Origin of the sequence: Methylobacterium gossipiicola (assembly GCF_900113485.1) — a bacterium.
Classification (GTDB): domain Bacteria; phylum Pseudomonadota; class Alphaproteobacteria; order Rhizobiales; family Beijerinckiaceae; genus Methylobacterium; species Methylobacterium gossipiicola.
The window spans coordinates 1-23513 of record NZ_FOPM01000019.1 but is presented as its reverse complement, the minus strand read 5'-3'; the positions used below and the strand labels follow the sequence as shown (position 1 = coordinate 23513).

Here is a 23513-nt window from a genome sequence, read left to right as displayed (position 1 = left end):
AGGGATGGCTGCCATGACGACGAACGCTTCGCGCGCGCCGGTCGATTTCGATGCCTTCGCGCGGGATCTGCAGCAGCCCCAGACCACGCCCCCCCAGGGAGCCGTGGAGCCGCAAGGGACCGCCAAGGCCGATCCGCTGGCCGAACTCGCCCGCATCGTCGGCCAGGACGACCCGTTCCGGGCCATCCTGGCGGCCCGCGACCCGCGAGTCGATGCGGTTCCGGGCCGGCGCGTCGAGCCGAGCTTCATCGACGCTCCCCCGGTGCAGCCGGCCTCCGCCTACCGATCGCCCGCCGCCTCGCCGACGGATGCCTTCGACCAGTACCTCGCCTCCGTGGAGCAGGCCCCCTATCCGATCCAGGGCGCGGAGGCGCCCCAGGCCGAGCAGGATGCCTTCGATGCCGGCGACCGTACGCCCCTGAACCGCCCGCGCCAGCGCAGCCGCCTCGTCTCCGTTGGGGCCGGCCTCGGCGTCGTCGCCGTCTGCATCACGGCCGGCCTCGCTTGGCGCGGCCTGCATTCGGGCGGCGGTTCGAGCAATGGCGGGGTCCCCACCATCCTGGCCGATACCGCGCCCCTCAAGGTCGCTCCCCAGAAGGCCGACGGCGTCGAGATTCCCGATCAGAACAAGCAGATCTACGACCGTACCGCCAAGGACGGGCAGATCCGCATCGTCAACCGCGAGGAGCAGCCCCTCGACGTGGCCCAGGCCGCTCGCACCGCGCAAGGAACGAGCGAGGGCGGTGCCACCCCCGGCAGCGCCACGGGCAATGCGAGCGCGCCGCAGACCGGCACCCTGACGGAATCCCTCGGTGAACCGCGCCGGGTTCGCACCGTCTCGGTCAAGCCGGAGACGCCGCCCCTGCCGCCGCAGCCCGAGGCGGCCGAGCCTCCGCCGGCTTCCGTGATCCCGACCATGACCCTGCCGGGTACCGCCAGCGACGGTGCCACGGCCCCGGCGTCTCTGCGCCCGCGCGGTGCGCGGGTGAGCGCGCCCCTCACCACCCCGACGGCGACGCCCGTGGCCGAGGCGCCGACCCCCGCGCCGGTCACCCCCGCCCCCCGCGCCAAGGCGCCTCAGCGCGTCGCGGCCGCGGCCCCCGAAACCACCGCCGCCGTGGCCCCGCCGCCCGCCACGGTGGCGGAGTCTCCCGCGCCCGCTTCCGGCTCCTTCGCGGTCCAGCTCGGCGTGCGGGGCAGTGCGAGCGACGCCCAGGCCGCCTTCCGGGAGATGCAGGGCAAGTATGCCGTGCTCGCCGGCAAGCCGGCCCTGATCCGGCAGGCCGAGGTCAACGGGAAGTCCCTCTACCGCGTCCGCGTCGGACCCCTCGGCAAGAGCGAGGCGACGAGCCTGTGCAGCCAGCTCCAGGCATCGGGCGGCCAGTGCTTCGTGGCGAAGAACTGAGCGTCGTCTGAAGCAGCCCCTCCTGCGTGACCGAAGTCCCCAAGGACGCACCCTTCATGACCACCCGTGCCCTCATCCTCGGTTGCGCCGGCAAGACCCTGTCGGCGGAGGAAACCGCGTTCTTCCGCGACGTGGCGCCCTGGGGCTTCATCCTGTTCAAGCGCAACATCGGCACGCCCGACGAGGTGCGGGCCCTGACCCAAGCCCTGCGCGACACCGTGGGCCGCGCCGACGCGCCGATCCTCATCGATCAGGAGGGAGGCCGGGTGCAGCGCATGGGGCCACCGCATTGGCCGGCCTACCCGGCCGGCGAGCGCTTCGGCCGCCTCGACGGCTCGGCCGCCGCCATGGCCGAACTCGGCGCCCGGCTCATGGCGCACGATCTCGCGAGTGTGGGCATCAACGTCGATTGCGCGCCCGTGCTCGACGTACCCGTGGCCGGCGCCCATGACGTGATCGGCGACCGGGCCTACGGCACCACCCCCGAGCGGGTCGCCGAGATCGGCCGCGCCGTCGCGTCCGGACTGATGCAGGGCGGCGTCCTGCCGGTGATGAAACACATTCCCGGCCACGGTCGCGCGGGATGCGACAGCCACAAGGGTCTGCCCGTGGTCGAGACCGACCTCGCGACCCTGACGGCGCAGGATTTCGCGCCGTTCCGGGCGCTCGCCGACCTGCCCCTCGCCATGAGCGCCCACGTGGTCTTCACCGCCCTCGACCCCGACCGTCCGGCCACCCAGTCGGCCGCCGTCATCGAGCGCGTGGTTCGCGGCTTCATCGGTTTCGACGGGTTGCTGATGACGGACGACCTGTCGATGCACGCCCTCCAGGGCAGCTTTCGCGGTCGCACCGAGGCGGCGTTCGCGGCGGGGATCGATGTCGGCCTGCATTGCAACGGCGACCTCGCCGAGATGCGCGGCGTCGTCGAGGGGGCCCCGGCCCTCGCCGGTCCGGCCCTACGTCGGGCGGACAACGCCCTCGCGCGCCTCGCCGATGCGGCGCCGGCCTTCGACGTGCGCGAGGCCCGCGCCCGGTTCGAAGCCGCCCTGTCCCTGGCCGCCTGACGCGTCGCCGATCGTCGCACCACCCAGCCGGTCTCCTCGCGCGCCGCACAGGCTCCGGGTCCCATGGGCGCGCGAATCCCACGCGCTTCTTGTGTTGCCGCAGTGCGATCCTTAGGTTCGCGCTAACTGGACACATGCGGGGGCCGCCGGGCGTTGGGCCTCCGCGGCGCGGGAGGTTGCCATGGGCAGCATGAGTATCTGGCACTGGATCATCGTCGCCGGCATCGTGATGCTGCTGTTCGGGCGCGGCAAGATCTCCGACCTGATGGGCGACGTCGCCAAAGGCATCAAGGCGTTCAAGAAGGGCATGGCCGAGGACGACGCGCCGACGGCCGTGCCGCCGCCCAGCGCCGGTGAGCCCGTCCGGACCTTGCCGCACCAGAACGAGCCGGCCACGGCCAATCCCGTCGCCGCCGACCGCAAGGTCGTCTGACGCCAAGGTCGTCGGGAGCATCGAGGGGGCCGTGCAAGGTCTGGCGCAGCCGCGCCCGACCTGCGATAGGCACCCGCTGCCACGGGCATCGCGCGACCGCGGGACAATCAGCCTATGTTCGACATGAGTTGGGGCGAGGTGATGCTGATCGGCGGCGTCGCCCTCATCGTCATCGGTCCGAAGGATCTGCCCAAGGCCCTGCGCACGGTCGGGCAGGTGACGAGCCGGATGCGCCGCATGGCTGGCGAGTTCCAGGCCCAGTTCAACGAGGCGGTCCGCGAGGCGGAGTTCGATGAGATCCGTCGCGAAGTCGATGGCGTCCGCAAATCCGCCGGCACCATGGGGCCGGTCTTCAATCCGGTTCAGACCATCCGTGACGAGATCAAGGGTGCGGTGGACGGTCACACCCGGACCACGCCCTCGCCGACCCAGCCCCTAGCGAACGTCGCGGCGCAACTCGCCGAGAAGGACCCGGTGCCCCCGGTCGAGCCGGCGCCGGCCGTGTCCGTCGCCGATCCGCTGGTGTCCTCCCCCCCCGCCGCGACGCCGAATTCTCCGGCCCCGGCCAACACGCAGCACGATCCCGCCCGATGACCAACGCGACGGATGACGCCGACATCGAGGCGTCGCGGGCCCCGCTCCTCGACCATCTCATCGAATTGCGGTCCCGGCTCATCAAGTCGCTCGCCGCCTTCGTGGTGATGTTCTTCGCGTGCTTCTTCGTCTCGCGGCACATCTACAACATCCTGGTCTGGCCCTACGTCTCCGTGGTGGGGGCCGAAAACGCCAAGCTCATCGCTACGCACTTCCTCGAGCAGGTGTTCACCAACATCAAGCTCAGCGTGTTCGGTGCCGGCTTCCTGGCGTTTCCGGTGATCGCGACCCAGATCTACGCTTTCGTGGCGCCGGGCCTCTACCGCAACGAGCGACAGGCCTTCCTGCCCTATCTCGTCGCGACGCCGATCTTCTTCATCCTCGGCGCCCTGGTGGTGTTCTTCCTGGCGATGCCGCTGCTGATCCAGTTCTCGGTCTCGCTGCAGCAGATCGGGCAGCCGGGGGAGGCGACCATCGCTCTCCTGCCGAAGGTGGACGAGTACCTCTCGCTCATCATGACGCTGATCTTCGCCTTCGGGATCGCGTTCCAGCTGCCGGTGATCCTCACGCTGCTGGGACAGATCGGCGTCATCGACACCGCGTTCCTGCGCGAGAAGCGCCGCTACGCCATCGTCCTCGTCTTCGTGGTGGCGGCGGTGCTGACCCCTCCGGACGTCATCTCCCAGCTCTCCCTGGCGATCCCGATGATCCTCCTCTACGAGGCCTCGATCTTTTCGGTGGGCCGCGTCGAACGCCGTCGCGCGGCACAGCGCAAGGCCGAGGGGCTGGAGCCGTAGGGGGAGGGCCGCCGGCCGGTTCGGGTCGCCACCCTTGTCGGGCCGGCGTCGATGCTGCAAAGCCTCGTCGTCTGTTGAGAAGCCTGTTCCGAGCGACCCCATGCACGACATCCGCGCCATCCGCGAGAATCCGGACGCCTTCGACGATGCCCTGCGTCGCCGGGGACTCGCTCCGCTGGCGGCCGAGCTCATCGCCCTCGACGACGCCCGCAAGGGCGCGACCTCGGCGGCGCAGGCGAATCAGGAGCGCCGCAATGCCCTCGCCAAGGAGATCGGCGGCGCCAAGAAGGCCAAGGACGAGGCCCGGGCCGCCGAACTCATGGAAGAGGTCGCGCGCCTGAAGGACGAGGCGCCGGGGCTGGATGCGGCGCAGACGCAGGCCGGTGCGCTCCTCGACGAGAAGCTCGCGGCGATCCCGAATCGCCCCAATCCCGAGGTGCCCGAGGGGGCCGACGAGCACGGCAACGTCGAATATCGCCGCTTCGACGCCCAGCGCCCCCGGCTCGCCACGGGCAAACAGCATTTCGAGATCGGCGAAGCCTCGGGGCTGATGGATTTCGAGGCGGCCGCCCGGATGTCGGGCGCGCGTTTCGTGGTGCTGAAGGGGCAACTCGCCCGGCTCGAGCGGGCGCTCGGCCAGTTCATGCTCGACCTTCACACGGGCGAGCACGGCTATACGGAGGTGGCGCCGCCCCTGATGGTGCGCGACGAGGCGATGTTCGGCACGGCGCAACTGCCGAAGTTCCGGGACGACCAGTTCGCCGTGCGCGAGCACTGGCTGATTCCCACGGCCGAGGTGCCCCTGACCAACCTCGTGCGTGAATCGATCCTGCGCGAGGAGGAACTTCCCTTGCGTCTGACTGCGCTCACCCCCTGCTTCCGGGCCGAAGCCGGTTCGGCGGGCCGCGACACCCGCGGCATGCTGCGCCAGCACCAGTTCAACAAGGTCGAGCTCGTCTCCATCACCACGCCGGAGCAGTCGGCGGACGAGCACGAGCGCATGCTGGGCTCGGCGGAGGCCGTGCTGAAGAAGCTCGATCTGCCGTACCGGATCATGACGCTGTGCACCGGCGACATGGGCTTCGCGAGCCAAAAGACCTACGACATCGAGGTCTGGATGCCCGGCCAGGAGACGTTCCGGGAGATCTCGTCCTGCTCCGTCTGCGGCGATTTTCAGGCCCGCCGGATGAATGCCCGGTTCCGGGTCAAGGACGGTAAGCAAGTGAACTTCGTCCACACCCTCAACGGGTCGGGCGTGGCGGTGGGCCGCGCCCTCATCGCCGTCATGGAAAATTACCAGAATCCCGACGGCAGCGTCACGGTGCCCTCGGCCTTGAAGGCCTATATGGGCGGGATCGACCGGATCGAGGGACACACCATCTGATGCGCATTCTCGTCACCAACGACGACGGCATCCACGCCCCGGGTCTCGAGACCCTGGAGGGCATCGCCCGCTCGCTCTCCGACGACGTCTGGGTCGTGGCGCCCGAGACCGACCAGTCGGGCGTGTCGCACTCGCTGTCGCTCAACGATCCCCTGCGCCTGCGTCAGGTGGCCGAGAAGCGCTTCGCCGTGAAGGGCACGCCGTCCGATTGCGTGATCATGGGGGTGCGCCACATCCTCAAGGACCACGGGCCGGACCTCGTCCTGTCGGGGGTCAACCGCGGCCAGAACGTCGCCGAGGACGTTACCTATTCGGGCACCATCGCGGCCGCCATGGAGGGCACGATCCTCAACGTGCGCTCCATCGCCCTGAGCCAGGCCTACGGCGCCGGCGGGCGCGGTGCCATCAAGTGGCACACCGCCGCCGAGCACGGCCCGGGCGTCGTCCGAAAAATTCTCGAGATCGGGATCGAGCCCGGCATCGTCGTCAACGTCAACTTCCCGGATTGCGAGCCGGGCGAGGTCCAGGGCACCACGGTGACGGCGCAGGGCTTCCGCAATCAGGCCCTCCTCGCCATCGATGCGCGTCAGGACGGGCGCGGTAACCCGTATTTCTGGCTCGCCTTCGCCAAGGCGACCTTCCAGCCGGGCAGCGGCACCGACCTCGAAGCCATCGCGGGCCGGCGCATCTCGGTGACGCCCCTGCGCCTCGACCTCACGGACGAGCCGAGCCTGACGCGCTTCGCGCAAGGCTTCTCCGCCTGAGGCTCGCCCCATGACGACGGACGGCTCCATCGAGGCGGCGGCCTTCGTCATGGCCCTGCGCGGGCGGGGGGTGCGCGACACCGATACCCTGCGCGCCCTGGAGCGGGTGCCGCGCGAGCGATTCGCCCCCGGTCCCTACCGCGACCTCGCCCGGCGCGACCTCGCCCTGCCGCTTTCCTGCGGACAGACCATGACGGCGCCGAGCGCCGTCGCCGCCATGCTGACGGCCCTGGGGGCTCGCCCCGGCATGCGCATCCTCGAGATCGGCACCGGCTCGGGCTACGTCACCACCCTGTTGTTGCGCCTCGGCGCCGCCCACGTGCACAGTATCGAGCGCTACGCCCTCCTGGCGGAGGATGCCCGGGCGGCCCTGCTGCCGGATGATCGCGTCCGAGCGACCCTCGCGGTCGGCGACGGTCTCGACGCCGGCAGCCTGCCCGAGGGGCGATTCGACCGCATCCTCCTCAACGGCGCCGTTGCGGCCTTGCCGCCGCATCTGGCCGGCGTGTTGGCACCGGGCGGTCGCCTCGTCGGGGCATTGGGCACACGCGAGGCGACCCACCGCGTGGCCGTATTTCGCGACGCGGACGGGATGCTCGAAGAGTGCCTCGGCGAGCGCCTGCGCCTCGGACCGTTGACGCCTGGCCGGGCCCGCGTCCTGTAACGGGACGATGGAAAGGGTTCCCGGTCGTCGTCAACGTGGTGAATCGGAACGGTTGTTTAACCTGAATCCCGTTTGAATGACGGCATCAAGTTGCGTCAGGTCAGACAGGTGCGTCGATGCGGGTTCGCGGGACTGGTCGGGGGTTGAGGACGCTGTCGCGCTTCGCGCTCATCGGCGTCATCGGAGGCGGCGCGGCCGCCTGTTCGTCGGATGCGTCGCGCCTCGGCGACCCCTTCGGCAATCCGTTCGCCTCCAACATGGCGAACGAGCCCACCTCCACGGGAAGCATTTCGACCGGGGAGCTCACCCCGGCTCCGGTGGTGCGGACGAGCCGCATCCAGTCCCAGGCGCTCGGCGCGCCCGGCGTGGCGATGTCGCCCCGCCCCATGGCCGCCGCGCCGCCGGCGACGCCCGTGCAGACGAGCCGCGTCGCCTCCATGGAGCCGGTCTCCGGCATGGTGTCGGGCATGAATCCCGATGCCGGCCGGGCCATGACCACCCGCAGCGTACCGGCCGCTCCGGTGCCGAAGATCGATCGCGCCGCCGAGCGCAAGGCCGCCGAGGCTGCGGCCCTCGCGGCCCGCAAGGAGGCCGAAGCGGCGCGCAAGGAGGCGGAGGCGGAGAAACTCGCCGAGGCCCGCCGCCTCGTCGAAGCCAGCAAGGCCGCCGAGAAGAAGGCCGCCGAGGCCAAGGCCGAAGCGAAGGCCATGGAGGCGCGTAAGCTCGTCGAGGCGAAGAAGCTCGTCGAGAGCCGCAGGGCGGAGGCCGCGAAGGCTGCGGCCGAGGCCAAGCTCGCCGACGCCAAGAAGGGGCATCCGCGCCCCGGCCAAGCCGTCGCCAAGGCCGAGGACAAGCCCGTCCGCAAGATCGAGATCAAGGAAGCCAAGGCGGAGACCAAGGCCGAGGCGAAGCCGGATCCCGCCAAGCTGAAGGCCGAGGCGGCCAAGCTCGCCGAGAAGAAGGCCGCCGAGGCCGAGGCCAAGGCCGCCAAGCTCGAAGCCGCGAAGGCCGCCGCCAAACAGGTCGCCGAGGCCAAGGCCGCGGAGGCCGCCGCCAAGCAGGCCGCGGAGGCCGCCAAGGCGCCCGTGAAGGTCGCCGCCGTCGAGGCGCCGAAGGCCGAGCCCGCCAGCACCGGCTCGGTGGCGCCCGACACCTCGTTCCGCTGGCCCGCCAAGGGCCGGGTGATCTCGGGCTACGGCTCCTCTGGCAACGAGGGCATCAACATCTCGGTGCCCGAGGGCACGGCGGTGAAGGCGGCCGAGGACGGCACGGTGGCGTATGCCGGCTCCGACGTGAAGGGCTACGGCAAGCTCGTCCTCGTGCGCCACGCCAACGGCTACGTCTCGGCTTACGCCCATAACGGCGAACTCGACGTGCGCCCCGGCGAGAAGGTCAAGCGCGGCCAGACCATCGCCAAGTCGGGCGCCTCGGGCAACGTGACCTCGCCCCAGCTCCACTTCGAGATCCGCAAGGGCGCCACCCCCGTCGATCCGATGCCGCACCTCGCGAGCAACTGATCGACCGACGCAGAACCCGGAAACGAAGAACGGCGGCTCCTGGAAGGGGCCGCCGTTCTTCGTTGAGACGATGGAATTCACCTTAAAAAATCGCCGAAGGCGCGGGGGCCGTCGGGGACGGGAATCTCCTTCGTGACCTTGAGAGTGGTGGCGTCGAGGAGGCTGAGGGTGTTCGAACCCCAGTTCGCCACGACGAGGATGTTGCCGTCACGGGTGGCGGCGATGCCCTCGGGGTGGTCGCCGACCTCGACCGTGGCGACGCTCGTGAGGGTCTGGAGGTTGAACACGCTGACCGTGCCGCCGTACTGGTCGGTGACGAAGCCGCGTGAGCCTGCGAGGGCCACCACGTAGGGCCGTTCCCCCGTTGTCACCCGGCCGACCTCCGAGCCCGCGGCGACATCGATCACCGAGACGTCGTTTGAGGTGACGTTGGCGGTGTAGGCGCGGGTCCCCGTCGCATCGAGGGTGATCCCGAACGGGTGGCGCCCCACCGGGACCGTACGGCTCACCGCCAGGGTGGCGGCGTCGACTACCGAGACCGAGTCACCCTCACGGTTGGCCACCAGGATGGTGGCGCCGTCCGGCGTCACGGCGATGCCCGACGGCGAGGCGCCGACCTGGAATTCCGTCTCCAGGCGCGAGCCGTCGGCCGGGACCACGAACACCCGGCTCCCGTACCAGTCGGCCACGTAGACGAGGCCGGTCTTCGGGTTGACGGCGATGCCGAGCGGTCCGCCCGGCAGGGCGAGGGTGGCGGTGACCGCGCGGGCGGCGAGATCCACCACGGCGAGGCCCGGCCCATCCGGACGGGTGACATAGGCGGTCTTGCGGTCGGGCGAGAGGGCGATGCCGGCCGGTGCGCCATCGATGGCAACTTGGCCCACCACGGCGCCTGCGTCGAGATCCACGATGGCCAGGGCATTGGCGCCCTGGGCGGTGATCAGGGCGACCTCCGGGCGGGCTTCTTCGAGGCGGCTTTCTTGGGCGCGGGCCGGGACGACGGTCAGCGCGAAGGCGAGGAGGAGAGGGCCGGCGCGAAGCCGGCCCTTCCGTAAGGCATAAGGGGAGCGAAGACCGCTCAAGAACCGCTCTTCTCGAACTTCGCCTTCAGGGCGTCGAGGCCCGTACGGTAGAGGCCGCGGACAGCCTTCTGCGAGGCCTCGTCGTTCAGCTCGGGCGGCGGATCGTTGTTCATGTAGCCGCGATAGAACGCGCCGTCCCACACGATCTTGGACTTGCCGTTGCCGGCATCCTCGACCTTCAGGGTCGAGGAGTAGTCGTTCACCGGCAGGGTCTTCACGTCGACCTTGGTGATCCGGTACGAGTAGCTCATCTTCTCGGCGGAGTACTTGTACAGCTCCTCGTCCACCGTGGCGCCGTCCTTGAGCGTCAGGGTGCGGGTGGCCTTGACCTCGTTGCCGCCCTTGCCCTCGGTCTTCGCGACCGGGGGAAGCCAGCTCATGTCCTGGAAGTTGCCGATCACGGCCCAGACCTTGTCGGGGGCGGCGTTGACCTCGACGGTCTCCTCGATCTTCTTGCGGGTCGGGCCATGCGCCTGGGCGCCGAAGGAGACGAGGGCGAAGGCCGCCGCCGTGGTGAGTGCCAAGAACTTCATTGGGATGATGGTCTCCTCAGGAACGCACGCTTCTACTGTGCTGCGGCGGGCTCATCGAGAATGCGATCGCTCCGCCCCAGGGCGGTCGCGACCTTGTCCTCGATCCAGTCCCAGGCCTCGCGCTCGGCGGGCCCGGCGGTCTTGATGATCGCGATGGCGTGATAGCGCATCTCGGTCAGAATCTTCTCGGGGGGCAGCATATGGAGGCGCGTCGACAGGATCGCCGCTTCCAGCACCGCCGCCTGCGCCCGGTTGTAGCCGAAGAACGGCATGTGGGCGGCCGAATGGACCATGCGCCCGCGATAGCGCGGGCGGGTCTCGTCCGGCTCCACCGCCGTCACCTCGAATTCGGCATGGCCGAAGCTGTCGGCGAGGCGGCGCCCGGAGATGCGGTCGCAGGGCACGGTTCCCCAGTCGCGCCGGCCGGTGACGGCCCCGGCGATGACCCGGATGTCGCTCGGGCTCGACGCGGCGAAGACCGGATTGGCTTCGAGGTTGAGGATGGTCGGTGAGGGCCGGAACGGGGCCAGCACCCAGTCGGCTCCATCCTGGATCAAGCCGAACGGCACGAGGTGCAGGTCGCCGTCCGGCGACGTCGTGGTGACGATGGTCTCTAAGATCAGCGGCACGGGATCAGACTTTCCCCGCCGGGACGAGCTTGCCGCAGACGATGCTGGCGCCCGTATCCGTGGGCGTCTCCGCCACAGTGCCGCTCTCCTGCGTCTCCCCTGGTTCCACGATCTCGGGACGCTCGGCCTCGGCCTCCGGCGGCGTGCGGTCCTGCCGAGTTCCGTCCGGGCCGGAATGCTTGGTGTGTCCGGCTTTCTTGAACGCCGTGGTGTCCTCGATTTCGGCGTCGGCGGCGGCCCCCCAGGCCAGGGCTTCGTCCTGGACGTAGCGCTTGCCGAGGCGCCAGGCGGTCTCGGCCTTGGTGAGTTCGCCGCCGAGGTAGAAGGCGTGGGCACCGTCCGCCGCCACGTCGAGGCGGGGGAAGAACGCCATGGCGTCGGTGCCCACGGTATGGATGTCACGGTTGAACACGTGGATGCCGTCCTCGGCGACCGCGATGCGGTAGTTCGGGTCCTTCACCTCGGCCGCCTGGGCCGCGATCTCGTCCGGGGTCTGCACATAGGGGCGCTTGTCGTGGAGCGCCAGGAGGGACCGGCCATATCCCTTGGGGAGAGCCGAATCGGCTTTGGCCGCATACATCACCCGGCGCGCCGCGTCGTGCTCCTCCACCGTGCGGCGGGTGTGGTTCGAGACCTGCACGATGAGGACGTTGCGGATGGCCAGTTCCGAGCACATCCCGACGAGCAGGGCCGTGACCCCGAGGCTGTCGGCCTCCGTCAGTTCGGTGAGGTTGCCGGTGCCCATCATCATCTCGATTCCCGGCCAGCGTCGCCGCGTCTCGTGATAACGGGTGATGGACGCGACGAAGCCGAAATGGATCGGCTCCAGGATCGGGTCTGCCATGTACGGCTTGCCGGCCTTCTCCATGCGTTCGATGGCGCGATCGAGGGAGGCGAGGTCGTCGGGCCGCACGGGTACGAGGATCGGCACGGCGTCGGTTTCGAAGGCGAGGTCGAGGGTGTCTTCGTTGAGGCTGAGGAGATAGTCGGCCCCCGCCTTCGCGCCGCGCGTGAGTTCATTCAGGGAGAACGAATCCACGCTGACCTTAAGGCCGGCCCCCTTGAGGAGGCGCACGCAATCTTCGAGGTGTGGGAAATCCGTGTCGGGCAGGCCGCCGAGGTCGATGACGTCGGCGCCGCGCCGGGCGAGGTCGAGGCCCTTGGTCAGGATCTGCTCGGGCGTCATCTTCGAGGCGTCGACGATCTCGGAGAAGATCCGCAGATCATGGCGCGACAGGTCCACGGTGCGGCCCGCCAGCCCGAGATAGGCCGGCAGATCGACGATCTCGTCGGGGCCGCGCTCCACGGGCAGACCGAAATGTTGGGCCAGGGCCTCGGGGTTCGCGCGGCAGCGGCCCGGCAGGACGATGCGGGTGGCGCCCTCCGGCATCGTCACCCGGCGGCGGATGATCTCCTCCGTCATCAGCGCGGCGACCTTCACGCCGGCATCGGCGATGCTCCAGGTGAAGCGCTCGGGCGGCAGGGTCGCGGCGACCTTCTCGAGGCGCGCCTTGGCCATGCGGCCGGTGATGAAGACGAGGTGCTCGGGCGCGCTCATGCGGCGTTCCTCGTGCCGGCCAAGCCGGTGCCGGATCCGCCTGGTCCCCGGATCTCAATGGTGCCGGGATAGCGTCCGGCGAAATCGGGACAAGCCGCATCGACGAGGCCGAGACGCGCGAGATCCGGCAAGGTGGCGCCGGGCGGTCGGTCGGTGGATTTGACGAGGACGCAGCGCGGCGCGCCCCATTGCGTCGCGAGCCACACGGCGAGGCTGTCGGAGGTCACGGCCCAGGTCTCGGGAATGTCGGGTGAGCCGGCCTTGAGGGCGACGGGGTCCCAAACCGGAGTTCCGCCCCGGGCGAGGATCGCCGCGGCGTCTTCCCACGTTGCCGCGCGGTGCAGGCGTGGTTCGAGGGCGCGGAAAACCTCGGCCATGCGCCCCATGGCGTCGAGGGCGAGGCGGTGGGCGAGGGCGTCGTCGAAGCCGAGGGCGGTTTGAGAAGCGCGGACCGCGTCGGCGAAGGCGCCGCCGCCCGGAACCACGACACAGGGGCCGTCCTTGCCCGCAGCGAGGCCGGAGAGGACGGCCCGCAGGCGATCGGCATCCGATACGAGGCTGCCGCCGATCTTCACCACCGTGAGATGAGAGGTCATGCGGCGTTCCGCCGGGTGCAGGAACGCAGGGTCTCGACGGCTTCCGCCACACGGGCCGGATCGAGGCCGTGGGTCCGGTCGCTGCCACGGCACAGGCCACCCCGGAAACCGAGGTAATGCGCCCCGAGGGCGGCGAGGGGCTCGATGTCGGTCAGCGCCAGCGAGCCGGCGAGGCCCGAGACGAGGCCGTGGTCGCGGCACGCCTGGGTGAAGGCCGCGAGGGGCGCGGCGGAGAGGAGGTCGGGCAGGCGGCGGCCGTCCTTCGTCGCCGTGTCGATCATGGCGCCGACGAACCCCGCCCCCCTCAAGCGTGCTACGAGATCGGGGGCCGGTGGATGTTCGGCGAACAGCACGGCGATGAGCCGGCCGGGGGCCGCCGCCGCCGCCTCGGCCAGGGCCGCGTCGGAAAAGCCCGCCCGCACCGCGACCTTGACGTAATCCACGCCCGTCGCCGCCATGGCGGCGACGCACGGGCTCAGGTCAGCCCCGTTCGCGGGTTCACCCGCCACCGCGCTGGTGACGGCGCGGCCGCCGACTCGGACCACGAGACTCCGCACGGTCGCGACGGGGAGGGCGCCCAGCGCCCCGCGCTCCGGGTCCTTGGCGTCGACGAGGTCGGCGCCCGCCAGGGCGACCGCCAGGGCTTCCTCGGCGTCGCGCACGCTCACGAGGAGGCGCGGCGCGGCCCCGGCGGAGGCAGGATCGAAGGGGAGAGGCGTCGACACGACGATTTCTTGCACTGGCTCGCACACTGGTGAGGCGCCGACACCGGACGGTGTCCCGCGCCGGATGGGGTCGGACCCGATGGCCCATCCAAACGTGGCCCTACCAAAAAACCGGGCGCGTCACGAGCGGTTCGGTAGAGGCTCGGCGAGAAGGCGGTTCTTCACCACCCAACGCATGGCATGCGCCCAGGTGTCGTCGGTATCGGCGCGGATCACCACCCGGCCCCCACGCACGATCTTGCCGGTGGTGGCCTCCGTGATGGTGACCGTGAGGTTGAAGATCTGGTTGGAGCCCTTCTCGACGTAGCCGCTGACGGCAAGGTCAGCCCCGAGGGTCTTGGCGATGGCGGCGGCGCAGCCGTCGCACTTGTAGAGGGGCGCCTGCTTGGCGATCTCGGCGGCCTGCGGCGCGACGTCGACGGGCGTGACCGCCTCGCCCAGGGCCTTGCGCAACTCGTCGGTGACGAGGCCGAGGCGCCTCGTCTCGTCCGGCCGGGCCTTGCGGCCTCCGACCACGCCGGGATCGAACAGCTCGATCCCGAAGATCGCCGCCGTCTCGGGGGCGGCCCGCGCCGGCACCCCAAGGACGAGGAGGAGGGCGAAGCTCGCGCAAACGTGTCCGGCGCGGGGGAGGGGGATCGCTGGCGTCATGAACTCGCTCGTCTCGGGTCGGGTCGATCCCGGCGCCCTCGGCAGCATGAGGTCCGGACCGCTGTCAGGCAACGCCGGGGAAGGCGGGGCGATCCCGACTCCTGCGGCACCCCGCCGGGAGCACGGCCCGCCGCGCGAAGGCGGGAGCTTATGATATCCTTATCAAACGTCGATTGAGCCGGGCGGGTCAATGTTGCTAGCGTGTCACCCGCATGCAAGTTTCGACACGCTTCCCCCCTCTCCTCGCCCTCCTTGTCACTCTGGGCATCCCGTGGTCCCGCCCGGTTGCCGCGCAGGAACCAGCGCGCTCGGCGCAGGACGCGGCACCCGAACCCGCCGCCACCGGCGCGACGGAGACTCGCATCGGGTTCATCTATCGGCCCGAGTCCGCCCCCTCGTCCTACGATGCTGAGGCGGCGCCCGAGGACGAGGGCGTCGCCGGCGCCCGCATGGCGATCAAGGACAACAACACGACGGGCCGCTTCACCAAGCAGACCTATGCCCTCGACGAGATCGCCCTCGACGGGACCAAGGATGGAACGACGGCCGCCGTCGAGGCGGCCCGCGATCTGGTGGGCCGCGGCCTCAAGTTCCTCGTCCTGGCGCTGCCCGCCGACGCGGTCCTGGCGGTCGCCGACGCGGTGAAGGGGGAGGGCGTCACGGTCTTCAACGTCGCCGCCCCCGACGACCGTTTGCGCGGGGCCGATTGCCGGGCGAACGTGTTCCACGTCATTCCCAGCCGGGCGATGCAGACGGATGCCCTAGCGCAGTTCTTCACCCTCATGCGCTGGCGCAAGATGTTCCTCATCACCGGCCCCCAGGACGGGGACCGGCTCTACGCCGAGGCGTTCAAGAACTCCGCCCGCAAGTTCAACCTCAAGATCACGGCCGAGAAGCCCTGGACCTTCGGCCCCCTTGCCAAGGCGCGCGGCGACACCCCGACGCGATCGGAGGCGATGGTGTTCACCCGGGGCGTCGATTACGACCTCGCCATTGTGGCCGACGAGGCCAACGACTGGGGCGACTACGTTCCGTTCCGCACCGTCGATCCGCGCCCCGTGGCTGGAACACAAGGGCTCATCGCCACCACTTGGCACCCGACCCTGGAGACCTGGGGCGCCGCCCAAGCGCAGAACCGGTTTCGGCGCCAGGCCGGCCGCCTCATGCGACCCCTGGATTATCAGGCGTGGGCGGCCGTGCGCTCCGTCGGCGAGGCGGCGACGCAGAAGAAGACCGCCGACCCCGCGGTGCTGGCGCCCTATTTCGCTGATCCGGCCTTCAGCCTGCCGGCCTACAAGGGCGTGTCCCTCACCTACCGCCCGTGGGACCACCAGTTACGCCAACCGGTGATCGTGGTGCAGCCGAAAGCCATGGTCTCCGTCGCTCCCGAGCAGGGCTTCACGCACCAGCGCACGCCGCTCGACACCCTTGGGATCGATCTGCCTGAGACCGTCTGCAAATTTCCCTGATTCGCCAGGGACCTTCCGACCTTTGCCGGGGGGCTGCGGCAGCGCGCGACCGGACGGCTTGCGATCCGGTGCTCCCCGTGGGACGGGGCTGCACTATATAACGCGCCACGACGATGACGGGACAGCCCAACCGCGCGCGAGACAGCGGTGGGCCCGAGGAGGACACAGGATGAGCCGAGGCTTCAGGGCGAACGTGTCGGGATCGGTTGCGGCCCTGGCGCTCCTCGCCGCCGCGACCCTGGCCGGCACCGGATCGGCGAGGGCCTACACGGTCTACGTGACCAACGAGAAGGGCAATTCCGTCAGCGTCATCGACACGGAGACTTTTGCCGTCACCGGCACCTGGAAGGTCGGTCGCCGCCCGCGCGGCGTCACCACGAGCAAGGACGGTAAGGAACTCTTCGTCTGCGCCAGCGACGACGACCGGATCGATGTCCTCGACACCGCCACCGGCAAGGTCGTGCGCTCGCTCCGCTCCGGACCCGATCCGGAGCAGTTCATCCTCGGCCCCGACGGCAAGCTACTTTACGTTGCCAACGAGGACGACAGTCAGGTCACGGTCATCGACGTCGAGAAGAACAAGGTCATGGCCGAGGTTCCGGTCGGGGTCGAGCCGGAGGGGATGGGCCTGTCGCCGGACGGGAAGGTTCTCGTCAACACCTCCGAGACCACCAACATGGCCCACTTCATCGACACCACGACGTTTCAGGTGATCGACAACGTGCTGGTGGATGCCCGCCCCCGCTTCGCCGAGTTCACGGCCGACGGCAAGTTCCTCTGGGTGTCGGCAGAGGTCGGCGGCACGGTGAGCGTCATCGACGTCGCCGCGCGCCGGGTGGTGAAGAAGATCACCTTCAAGATCCCGAGCGTCAACGACGAGGCGATCCAGCCCGTGGGCATCCGCATCACCAAGGACGGCGCGAAGGCGTTCGTGGCTCTGGGGCCCGCCAACCGCATCGCCGTCATCGACGCGAAGACCTACGCGGTCGAGAAGTACCTGCCCGTGGGGCAGCGCGTCTGGCAACTCGCGTTCACGCCGGACCAGAAGCTGCTGTTCTCCACCAACGGCTCGTCCAACGACATCTCGGTGGTCGACGTCGCGGCCGAGAAGGTGGTCAAAAGCATCCCGGTGGGGCTGTTGCCCTGGGGCGTGGCGGTGTCGCCGAACTGATTTTTCGGTGGATCGCCCTCTCGTGGGGGCGACGATTTCGGGGCGGCCAGCGGAAGGATTGGCGGACGTGATGGAGCGAACGATGCGCGCGGCGGCCCTCGGGCTCGCCGTCCTGGCCATGGCCGGCCCGGCCTCGGCCCTCGACCTCACCAAGAAGCGGACGAACCTGCCCGACCTCGTGCTGGGCAACGAGGAGGGTAACGATTTCGTGGTCGAGAACCGCGACATCGAGCTCGAAGCCGGCAAGGCCTACCGCCTGCGCATCGTCGCCAAGGGCCGGCAGGAGTACAAGTTCTACGCCACCGAATTCTTCCGTAACATCTGGTTCAACCAGATCGTCATCCAGCACCTCGAGATCCACGGCAGCGGTCCGCCGGACCACCTCGAATTTGACGATCCGGGCGAGATCGCCATCGAGTTCGTCTCGATCAAGCCGGGCGAGTATCCCTGGTCCATCCACGGCCTCGAGGCCAAGGGCATGACCGGCAAGTTCATCGTGAAGTAGGCAGGTTCGGATGCGCGTCCCCCTCTCAGCCCTCGCGGTGTTCCTCATGGCCACTCCGGCGCTCGCCGACGACAAGAGCGCCTGCGCGGACGGCATCGGCATGATCCGGATGGAGCTTGCCAAGAACCCGGCCGAACCCCTCCTCGGAAAGCTCCAGAAGGCGCTTCGCGTCGCCGAGCGCGAGCAGGGGGAGGGCGAGTTCGACGAGTGCCTCGACGCCGTGGGCGATGCGCAACGGGCGTTGAAGTCGTGAGCGATGTCGCCCTCGACGTCGCCCATGTCAGTCACCGCTTCGGCACGCGGGCGGCCCTGTCGGACGTCTCCCTCAGCGTCGCGCGCGGCACCTTCACGGCCCTGCTCGGCCCCAACGGCGCCGGCAAGACGACGCTGTTCTCGGTGATCACCCGGCTTTACGCCAACCAGGAAGGCCGAGTTTCGATCCTCGGCCATGCCCTCGACCGGGAGCCGAGCCGAGCGCTGGCTCGCCTCGGGGTGGTGTTCCAGGCCCGCACCCTCGATACCGATCTGACCGTGGCGCAGAACCTCCTCTACCACGCCAGTCTCCACGGCATGACCCGCCGGGCGGCCAAGGCGCGGATCGCGACGCTGCTCACCCGCGTCGGCCTCATGGACCGGCGCGACGACAAGGTCCGCACTCTGTCGGGTGGCCAGTCCCGCCGTATCGAGATCGCCCGGTCCCTCATCCATGGACCCCGCCTTCTGCTCCTCGACGAACCCACCGTCGGCCTCGACCTCGAATCGCGCGCCGACATCGTCGCCATCGTCCGCGCCCTGGTGCGGGAGGAGGGGCTGTCGGTCCTGTGGGCGACCCATATCTTCGAGGAGATCGAGGCGGGGGACGCGGCCGTCGTCCTGCACCGGGGCCGCATCGTCGCGCGCGGCACCGCCGGCTCCATCGCGCAGGGCAGCGAGACCCTGGAAGCCGCTTTCCGCCGCCTCGTCGCCGAACCCGCCAAGCAGGCCGCATGAGCGATTCCTTCGAGAGCAAGCCCCTCGCCCCGGCCCCCGGCGACAAGCCGGTGACCCATCTCGGCCGCCTCGATGCGGTCGGCTATCTCATCTGTCTCGGCGGTATCGTCCGGCGTGAATTGCTGCGCTTCTTCAATCAGAAGGAGCGGTTCTTCTCCGCCCTGGTGCGGCCCCTGGTGTGGCTGTTCATCTTCGCGGCGGGCTTTCGCAACACGCTGGGCGTCTCCATCGAGCCGCCCTACCAGACCTACGTTCTCTACGAGGTCTACGTGGTGCCGGGCCTCGCCGTGATGATCCAGCTGTTCAACGGCATGCAATCGTCCCTCTCGATGGTCTATGACCGCGAGGTCGGCTCCATGAAGGTGCTGCTGACGAGCCCGTATCCCCGCTGGCTGCTGCTGCTCGCCAAGCTCATCGCCGGGGTGACGGTCTCGGTGGTGCAGGCCTACGCGTTCCTGGCCATCGCGTGGTTCTGGGAACTCGACATTCCGGCCATCGGTTACGTCGCGGCCCTGCCGGCCTTCATCGCCGCCGGCCTCATGCTCGGCTCCATCGGTCTGCTGCTGTCCTCCATGGTCAAGCAGCTTGAGAACTTCGCCAGCGTCATGAACTTCGTGATCTTCCCGATGTTCTTCGCGTCCTCGGCGCTCTATCCGCTCTGGCGCATCCGCGAATCGTCCGAGACGCTCTATCTCATCTGCATGGCCAACCCGTTCACGCATGCGGTGCAACTCGTGCGCTTCGCCCTCTACGGGCAGTTCGCGCCGCTCGCCTGCGCCGTCGTGGTCGGCACCACCGTCGCCTTCTTCACCCTCGCCGTCGTCGCCTACGATCCCGGCCGGGGCATCATGGCCCGCCGTGGCGGCCCGGCCGGAGACTCCGCATGATCCGCTTGCCCACCCTGACCCTTGTGGCCGTTGGCCTGCTGGCCGGTCCCGCCCTATCCCAGCCCAAGGGCGATCCCGACTGGCCCTGCGTCCAGCGCAAGGTTTCGACCCTGAGTCCCGGCACCGTCTGGACCGGGCCTGATCTCGCCGAGGCCGGCTCCTGGGGTGACGATTTCGAGGCGGCGCAGCTTGCTCAGAAGATCGCCTCGCGTCGCACCCCCCTCAACGAGGTCGACCCACTCCTCGATGCCTTCGCGCAGAGTGCCGGACCCGAGAAGGACAAGCGGCTGACGCGGGTGTTCGCCGGCGTTTTCGAGGTACTCAACGGCGAGCGCAACAAGGTCGTCGCCGGCATCGGGCGCTATGCCCAAGGCCAGCGCCGCATGGCCGAGCGCATCCGCGACGAGGCCGACAAGATCAGCGCCACCAAGGACGGTCCGAGCGCGCAGGACGCCCGCGAGATGCCGAAGGAAGCCTCCGAACTGGAAACGAAGTTCGCATGGGACCGGCGCATCTTCCAAGAGCGCAGCCAGTCCCTGACCTATGTCTGCGAAGTGCCCACGCTGTTGGAGCAACGCCTCGGGGAAATTGCTCGCCGAATCCAGGCTCGTCTCTGACGCAACGATCCCTTCCACGCAAACGATCATGCGGCGCGTTCCCCGGGGCGCGCCGCATTGCGTTCGGAGGGGCGCGCGAAGGGGGCAACTCAGAACTGTATGGCATAGGGCTAAAACGCGACTAGAAATATTCGCAATCGCTCTTGCCAGACTCTCCCGGGTTGATTAGGCAATTCGACGAGACGGCGTGATCGGCTCGGGACGCATCCTGCTTCCGAGCCCGGCTCGCCCTCCGCCTCGGAGAACGGTCTCGTTCTCCATTTCGATCCTGGGAGATTTCTTATGGCTTTCCGTCCGACTGCTGCCGTCCTGCTGGCCGCCACCCTCGCTCTCGGCGTCGCCGCCCCCGCCTTCGCTGCCCCCGCCACCGTCGCGGCGTTCGATCCGGACAAGGACGGCACCATCGATCTCAAGGAGGCCCAGGCCGCCGCCGCGAAGCAGTTCGACATGCTCGACCCCGACAAGGATGGCACTCTCGACGCCAAGGAGCTGAACGGCCGCCTGACCGCCGCTGAGCTGAAGGCCGCCGATCCGGACAACGACGGCACCCTCGACAAGAAGGAATACCTCGCCATCGTCGCGGCGCGCTTTAAGGCCGCAGATCCGGATGCCGAGGGCACCATCGATGCCAAGGAACTCGCGTCCCCCGCCGGCGCTTCTCTCGCTGCGTTGATGCAGTAAGCCGTCCCCAACGGGGCGGTCGTCCTAAAGGAAGCCCATATGCGATTCCGCATCGTTCTCCCGGCCGCCCTCGTGATGCTCGGTGCCACCGGGCCCGTGTTCGCCTCTTCCTGTACCGAACAGATCGCCACCATCGAGCGTCGCCTCGACAGTGCCGGGGCGGAAAAGGTCACCGGCAAGGAGCCGCCGGGCGGCCCGACGTCGTCGAACTCGGCCAAGGCCCTCGATAAGCCGCCGGCGGTCAAGCCCACCGATCCGTCGGCCAAGCCGACCGCCGGGGGCGTCTCCGAGGCGCGCGCACTGATCGAGAAGGCGCGGGCGCAGGACAAGGCCGGGGACACCAAGGCCTGTGAAGACACCATGACCCAGGCCAAGGAAAAGGCCGGCGCCCTGCCGTAGCCCCTTCTTTTCGACCAATGTCCGCGAGGGCCGTCTCTTCCCGGGAGACGGCCCTCGTTTGCGTTCGGGGCACGCTCAGGACAGGGCGGCGAGGAGATCGGCCATGAGCGGGCGGCGCGCCGTCTCGGGCTGGGTGCAGGCCCGTTCCAGGGTCGCGAGATCCGGCAGGGGCTCGCGGCAGTGGGCGAGCAGTTCGCCGAGCAGAATCCCCCAGGCCCGGACTTCGAGGCGCTGAAGATTCCTTCCGGCCTCTCCCGGTGGCAGGCGGCAGGCCGCGCCGAAATCGCTCAAGGTCGCCGCGCCGGTGGTGCCATCCCATAGGATATTGTGGGCGTAGAGATCGCCGTGCAGCAGACCCCGTCCGTGCAGATGCACGACGGCCGTCGCGATCTGACGGGCGATGCGGCGGACCACCCCCACAGGGAGGCGAAGGTCTGGTGCATAGACATCGCGACTGCAGCTCTCCAAACTCGGCGGCGCGGCGAGCACTCGCCAGTCGTCGGGCAGGCGCGGCATGACGAGGCCCTGTGTGCCCCCCGGGTGATCGGTGAGGCGACCGAGGCCGCCCGCGAGGTTCGGGTGCGTGCCGGCCGAAAGACAGGCCTCCATCTCGCGCTCGGGGAGGCCGTCGCTGGTCATGGCACCCTTGAACAGCTTCACGGCGACGGCCGTGTCCGCGTCGTCCCGACGCCACTGGGCCGCGAACACCTCGCCCGACGCACCTTCCCCGAGGCGCTCGTTGAGGACGAGATCGGACCAGGGTATCGATCGCTCGCGCGTCGGCGGGGGGGGGCCCTCCAGGGGATTGCCCGCCCAGGTCGGCCAAGCCAGGGCCGGCAGGGCGTTGAGCCAAGCGGGAAGGGCTTCGAATCGGTTGGCCGAAAGCCTGAGCAGTTCGAGGCGTCCTGCCCCCGCGAGGCCGTTGGGGAGAGCGGTGAGGCGGTTGCCCGACAGCATGAGCTTCTGCAGAAACGGGCGATGCCCGAGGGCGTCCGGCAGGGTTGAGATCCGGTTGTCCGTCAGGGTGAGCCAGCGCAAGGAGGGAGGCAGGGCCTCGGCCGGGACCTCTGTTAGGCCGCAGCCACGAAAGCCGATCTGGCTCAAGGCCAGGCAGTCGCCCAGCGCCGGTGGCAATCGCTCGAACGGATTGCCGGAGCAGAACAGCACCCGCAGCTTGCGTAGGCGTCCGAGATCCTCGGGCAGGCGGGTGAGGGAGCCGGCACCGAGGTCGAGGATCTCAAGGCTGTCGGCGAGGCCGAAGACATCGCGCGGAAATTCCGTCAGCCCACCCGCCAGGCGCAGTTCACACGTGCCCTGGAGATCGCCACGTGCCAGGGCCGTGAGTTGCCGGGCCGTGCCCGCGTTCGTCGTCATGCCGTCGCTTCCCTGAGTCGGGTCATCCGCGCGTGGGCGGGCGTCGTCGATCCGGGCACGGCGATCAATAGGCGTTCGTCGTCCGGATGAGGGACAGAGGGGTGGCGAGCATGATCCGAATGTCGAACAGCACGGACCAATTCTCGATGTAGTGCAGGTCGTGCTCGACGCGGCGCTGGATCTTGTCGCTGGTGTCGGTCTCGCCGCGCCAACCGTTCACCTGCGCCCACCCGGTGATGCCGGGCTTGACTTTGTGGCGGGCGAAGTAGCCGTCCACCACCTGATCGTAGAGGGTGTTGGCGGCCTTGGCCTGTAGGGCGTGTGGCCGGGGACCGACGAGGGACAGCTCGCCCTTGATGACGTTGAACAGCTGCGGCAACTCGTCGAGGGAGGTGCGGCGGATGAAGCGGCCCACCGGCGTCACGCGCGGATCGCTCCGGGTTACGAGCTTGGAGGCGGTGGGGTCGCCCTGATCGACATACATCGAGCGGAACTTGTAGACCTCAATCATCTCGTTGTTGAAGCCGTAGCGCTTCTGCCGGAACAGGATCGGTCCCTTGGAGGTGAGGCCCACGGCCGCCGCGATCACGAGCATCACGGGCGCCAGGGCCACCAGCATGGCGAGGCCGACGATGCGGTCGAACACGCTTTTGGCGATGATGTCCCAGTCGGCCATGGGGCGGTCGAACACGTCGAGCACCGGCACGGAGCCGAGGTAGGAATAGGCGCGCGGGCGCAGGCGCAGCTTCGAGGCCTGGGCCGAGAGGCGGATGTCGATGGGCAGCACCCAGAGCTTGGCGAGCATCTGGAGGATGCGATCCTCGGCGGTGACGGGAATGGTGAACACGATGAGGTCGAGGCGCGTGGCCCGGGCATAGGCGACGAGGTCGTCGACGGTTCCGAGCTTGGGGTATCCGGCCACCACGGCGTCGGAGCGCTGGTCGCCGCGATCGTCGAACACGCCGACGATGCGGATGCCCGAATCCGGTTGGGCGTCGAGGGCGCGGATGAGGTCCTCGGCGAT

27 protein-coding genes are annotated in these 23513 nt (G+C 69.3%); 18 read left to right on the top strand and 9 right to left on the bottom strand.

All coding sequences use genetic code 11. The features are described 5' to 3' along the window. The first annotated feature begins 13 nt into the window (after positions 1-13). The 9 genes from BM249_RS15600 to BM249_RS15560 all read left to right on the top strand — a co-directional run bounded on the left by BM249_RS15600 (position 14) and on the right by BM249_RS15560 (position 8622). The gene (locus BM249_RS15600) at positions 14-1405 is read left to right on the top strand and encodes an SPOR domain-containing protein (RefSeq protein WP_091973755.1); all 1392 of its coding nucleotides are present in this window, start codon (positions 14-16) and stop codon (positions 1403-1405) included. A 56-nt stretch (positions 1406-1461) separates the two neighbouring features. Beyond that, positions 1462-2469: a beta-N-acetylhexosaminidase gene (gene nagZ / locus BM249_RS15595; RefSeq protein WP_091973615.1), complete on the top strand. Its 1008-nt coding sequence runs from the start codon at positions 1462-1464 to the stop codon at positions 2467-2469. A gap of 181 nt (positions 2470-2650) precedes the next feature. Continuing rightward, complete coding sequence (locus BM249_RS15590; RefSeq protein ID WP_091973612.1) at positions 2651-2902, top strand: twin-arginine translocase TatA/TatE family subunit; 252 nt, start codon at positions 2651-2653, stop codon at positions 2900-2902. A gap of 114 nt (positions 2903-3016) precedes the next feature. Next, entirely contained in the window at positions 3017-3496 is a 480-nt protein-coding gene (gene tatB, locus BM249_RS15585; RefSeq protein WP_091973610.1) for a Sec-independent protein translocase protein TatB, read from the top strand. Further along, positions 3493-4293 (top strand): twin-arginine translocase subunit TatC, encoded by an 801-nt coding sequence (tatC, locus tag BM249_RS15580; RefSeq protein ID WP_091973608.1) that lies wholly within the window; start codon positions 3493-3495, stop codon positions 4291-4293. Before tatB ends, tatC begins: the two co-directional genes overlap by 4 nt. Positions 4294-4393: 100 nt before the next feature. Beyond that, the gene (serS, locus tag BM249_RS15575) at positions 4394-5677 is read left to right on the top strand and encodes a serine--tRNA ligase (RefSeq protein WP_091973604.1); all 1284 of its coding nucleotides are present in this window, start codon (positions 4394-4396) and stop codon (positions 5675-5677) included. Further along, positions 5677-6441, top strand: coding sequence for a 5'/3'-nucleotidase SurE (gene surE, locus BM249_RS15570; protein ID WP_091973601.1), 765 nt, complete (start codon positions 5677-5679; stop codon positions 6439-6441). Before serS ends, surE begins: the two co-directional genes overlap by 1 nt. Positions 6442-6451: 10 nt before the next feature. After that, positions 6452-7105, top strand: coding sequence for a protein-L-isoaspartate O-methyltransferase family protein (locus BM249_RS15565; protein ID WP_091973598.1), 654 nt, complete (start codon positions 6452-6454; stop codon positions 7103-7105). A gap of 116 nt (positions 7106-7221) precedes the next feature. Further along, entirely contained in the window at positions 7222-8622 is a 1401-nt protein-coding gene (locus tag BM249_RS15560; protein ID WP_091973595.1) for a murein hydrolase activator EnvC family protein, read from the top strand. A 77-nt stretch (positions 8623-8699) separates the two neighbouring features. On the opposite strand, the gene BM249_RS15555 is transcribed toward BM249_RS15560, so the two are convergent. The 7 genes from BM249_RS15555 to BM249_RS15525 form a co-directional block, all read right to left on the bottom strand. Continuing rightward, positions 8700-9704, bottom strand: coding sequence for a YncE family protein (locus tag BM249_RS15555; RefSeq protein ID WP_091973592.1), 1005 nt, complete (start codon positions 9702-9704; stop codon positions 8700-8702). Beyond that, positions 9701-10237, bottom strand: a complete 537-nt coding sequence (locus tag BM249_RS15550) for an SRPBCC family protein (protein WP_091973589.1) — start codon at positions 10235-10237, stop codon at positions 9701-9703. Before BM249_RS15550 ends, BM249_RS15555 begins: the two co-directional genes overlap by 4 nt. A gap of 32 nt (positions 10238-10269) precedes the next feature. Beyond that, on the bottom strand, positions 10270-10866 hold the full coding sequence (locus BM249_RS15545) for a DUF447 domain-containing protein (RefSeq protein WP_091973587.1): 597 nt from the start codon (positions 10864-10866) through the stop codon (positions 10270-10272). Positions 10867-10870: 4 nt separating this feature from the next. Beyond that, the gene (locus tag BM249_RS15540; RefSeq protein ID WP_091973584.1) at positions 10871-12424 is read right to left on the bottom strand and encodes a DUF6513 domain-containing protein; all 1554 of its coding nucleotides are present in this window, start codon (positions 12422-12424) and stop codon (positions 10871-10873) included. After that, entirely contained in the window at positions 12421-13020 is a 600-nt protein-coding gene (locus BM249_RS15535; protein WP_091973579.1) for an amino acid kinase family protein, read from the bottom strand. Before BM249_RS15535 ends, BM249_RS15540 begins: the two co-directional genes overlap by 4 nt. Next, positions 13017-13745, bottom strand: coding sequence for a (5-formylfuran-3-yl)methyl phosphate synthase (locus tag BM249_RS15530; RefSeq protein ID WP_244528798.1), 729 nt, complete (start codon positions 13743-13745; stop codon positions 13017-13019). Before BM249_RS15530 ends, BM249_RS15535 begins: the two co-directional genes overlap by 4 nt. A gap of 120 nt (positions 13746-13865) precedes the next feature. Further along, complete coding sequence (locus BM249_RS15525) at positions 13866-14396, bottom strand: DUF3280 domain-containing protein (RefSeq protein WP_091973750.1); 531 nt, start codon at positions 14394-14396, stop codon at positions 13866-13868. Between the two features lie 212 nt (positions 14397-14608). Here BM249_RS15525 and BM249_RS15520 point away from each other — a divergent pair, with 212 nt between their 5' ends. The 9 genes from BM249_RS15520 to BM249_RS15480 all read left to right on the top strand — a co-directional run bounded on the left by BM249_RS15520 (position 14609) and on the right by BM249_RS15480 (position 21115). Then, positions 14609-15865, top strand: a complete 1257-nt coding sequence (locus tag BM249_RS15520; RefSeq protein WP_091973576.1) for an ABC transporter substrate-binding protein — start codon at positions 14609-14611, stop codon at positions 15863-15865. Between the two features lie 169 nt (positions 15866-16034). Continuing rightward, positions 16035-17036 (top strand): YVTN family beta-propeller repeat protein, encoded by a 1002-nt coding sequence (locus tag BM249_RS15515; protein WP_091973572.1) that lies wholly within the window; start codon positions 16035-16037, stop codon positions 17034-17036. A gap of 70 nt (positions 17037-17106) precedes the next feature. Next, positions 17107-17541 carry a cupredoxin domain-containing protein gene (locus BM249_RS15510; protein ID WP_091973569.1) on the top strand — a complete coding sequence of 145 codons (435 nt, stop codon included), beginning with the start codon at positions 17107-17109 and terminating at the stop codon, positions 17539-17541. A gap of 10 nt (positions 17542-17551) precedes the next feature. Continuing rightward, a complete protein-coding gene (locus BM249_RS15505) occupies positions 17552-17794 on the top strand; it encodes a hypothetical protein (RefSeq protein ID WP_091973566.1) in 243 nt (80 codons plus the stop codon). After that, the gene (locus tag BM249_RS15500) at positions 17791-18531 is read left to right on the top strand and encodes an ABC transporter ATP-binding protein (RefSeq protein ID WP_091973563.1); all 741 of its coding nucleotides are present in this window, start codon (positions 17791-17793) and stop codon (positions 18529-18531) included. The genes BM249_RS15505 and BM249_RS15500 overlap by 4 nt, the downstream gene beginning before the upstream one ends. Then, the gene (locus BM249_RS15495; RefSeq protein ID WP_091973560.1) at positions 18528-19418 is read left to right on the top strand and encodes an ABC transporter permease; all 891 of its coding nucleotides are present in this window, start codon (positions 18528-18530) and stop codon (positions 19416-19418) included. Before BM249_RS15500 ends, BM249_RS15495 begins: the two co-directional genes overlap by 4 nt. Next, a complete protein-coding gene (locus BM249_RS15490) occupies positions 19415-20035 on the top strand; it encodes a hypothetical protein (protein ID WP_091973557.1) in 621 nt (206 codons plus the stop codon). Before BM249_RS15495 ends, BM249_RS15490 begins: the two co-directional genes overlap by 4 nt. Positions 20036-20317: 282 nt before the next feature. Then, complete coding sequence (gene lanM / locus BM249_RS15485) at positions 20318-20716, top strand: lanmodulin LanM (RefSeq protein ID WP_091973554.1); 399 nt, start codon at positions 20318-20320, stop codon at positions 20714-20716. A 39-nt stretch (positions 20717-20755) separates the two neighbouring features. After that, positions 20756-21115 (top strand): hypothetical protein, encoded by a 360-nt coding sequence (locus BM249_RS15480; protein ID WP_091973551.1) that lies wholly within the window; start codon positions 20756-20758, stop codon positions 21113-21115. A 75-nt stretch (positions 21116-21190) separates the two neighbouring features. On the opposite strand, the gene BM249_RS15475 is transcribed toward BM249_RS15480, so the two are convergent. Continuing rightward, entirely contained in the window at positions 21191-22489 is a 1299-nt protein-coding gene (locus BM249_RS15475) for a leucine-rich repeat-containing protein kinase family protein (protein WP_091973548.1), read from the bottom strand. Between the two features lie 64 nt (positions 22490-22553). Beyond that, positions 22554-23513: undecaprenyl-phosphate glucose phosphotransferase (locus tag BM249_RS15470; protein ID WP_091973748.1), on the bottom strand; the 960-nt coding region annotated here is incomplete at its 5' end.

Excerpts from the sequence above, each read along its gene's own strand:
- BM249_RS15525 (WP_091973750.1), bottom strand. The coding sequence starts at position 14,396 with ATGACGCCAGCGATCCCCCTCCCCCGCGCCGGACACGTTTGCGCGAGC.
- BM249_RS15505 (WP_091973566.1), top strand. The coding sequence starts at position 17,552 with ATGCGCGTCCCCCTCTCAGCCCTCGCGGTGTTCCTCATGGCCACTCCG.
- BM249_RS15515 (WP_091973572.1), top strand. The coding sequence starts at position 16,035 with ATGAGCCGAGGCTTCAGGGCGAACGTGTCGGGATCGGTTGCGGCCCTG.
- BM249_RS15550 (WP_091973589.1), bottom strand. The coding sequence starts at position 10,237 with ATGAAGTTCTTGGCACTCACCACGGCGGCGGCCTTCGCCCTCGTCTCC.
- BM249_RS15510 (WP_091973569.1), top strand. The coding sequence starts at position 17,107 with ATGGAGCGAACGATGCGCGCGGCGGCCCTCGGGCTCGCCGTCCTGGCC.
- BM249_RS15590 (WP_091973612.1), top strand. The coding sequence starts at position 2,651 with ATGGGCAGCATGAGTATCTGGCACTGGATCATCGTCGCCGGCATCGTG.
- tatB (WP_091973610.1), top strand. The coding sequence starts at position 3,017 with ATGTTCGACATGAGTTGGGGCGAGGTGATGCTGATCGGCGGCGTCGCC.
- nagZ (WP_091973615.1), top strand. The coding sequence starts at position 1,462 with ATGACCACCCGTGCCCTCATCCTCGGTTGCGCCGGCAAGACCCTGTCG.
- lanM (WP_091973554.1), top strand. The coding sequence starts at position 20,318 with ATGGCTTTCCGTCCGACTGCTGCCGTCCTGCTGGCCGCCACCCTCGCT.
- BM249_RS15520 (WP_091973576.1), top strand. The coding sequence starts at position 14,609 with ATGCAAGTTTCGACACGCTTCCCCCCTCTCCTCGCCCTCCTTGTCACT.
- BM249_RS15535 (WP_091973579.1), bottom strand. The coding sequence starts at position 13,020 with ATGACCTCTCATCTCACGGTGGTGAAGATCGGCGGCAGCCTCGTATCG.
- BM249_RS15565 (WP_091973598.1), top strand. The coding sequence starts at position 6,452 with ATGACGACGGACGGCTCCATCGAGGCGGCGGCCTTCGTCATGGCCCTG.
- BM249_RS15560 (WP_091973595.1), top strand. The coding sequence starts at position 7,222 with ATGCGGGTTCGCGGGACTGGTCGGGGGTTGAGGACGCTGTCGCGCTTC.
- BM249_RS15495 (WP_091973560.1), top strand. The coding sequence starts at position 18,528 with ATGAGCGATTCCTTCGAGAGCAAGCCCCTCGCCCCGGCCCCCGGCGAC.
- BM249_RS15490 (WP_091973557.1), top strand. The coding sequence starts at position 19,415 with ATGATCCGCTTGCCCACCCTGACCCTTGTGGCCGTTGGCCTGCTGGCC.
- BM249_RS15480 (WP_091973551.1), top strand. The coding sequence starts at position 20,756 with ATGCGATTCCGCATCGTTCTCCCGGCCGCCCTCGTGATGCTCGGTGCC.
- BM249_RS15600 (WP_091973755.1), top strand. The coding sequence starts at position 14 with ATGACGACGAACGCTTCGCGCGCGCCGGTCGATTTCGATGCCTTCGCG.
- surE (WP_091973601.1), top strand. The coding sequence starts at position 5,677 with ATGCGCATTCTCGTCACCAACGACGACGGCATCCACGCCCCGGGTCTC.
- tatC (WP_091973608.1), top strand. The coding sequence starts at position 3,493 with ATGACCAACGCGACGGATGACGCCGACATCGAGGCGTCGCGGGCCCCG.
- serS (WP_091973604.1), top strand. The coding sequence starts at position 4,394 with ATGCACGACATCCGCGCCATCCGCGAGAATCCGGACGCCTTCGACGAT.
- BM249_RS15540 (WP_091973584.1), bottom strand. The coding sequence starts at position 12,424 with ATGAGCGCGCCCGAGCACCTCGTCTTCATCACCGGCCGCATGGCCAAG.
- BM249_RS15475 (WP_091973548.1), bottom strand. The coding sequence starts at position 22,489 with ATGACGACGAACGCGGGCACGGCCCGGCAACTCACGGCCCTGGCACGT.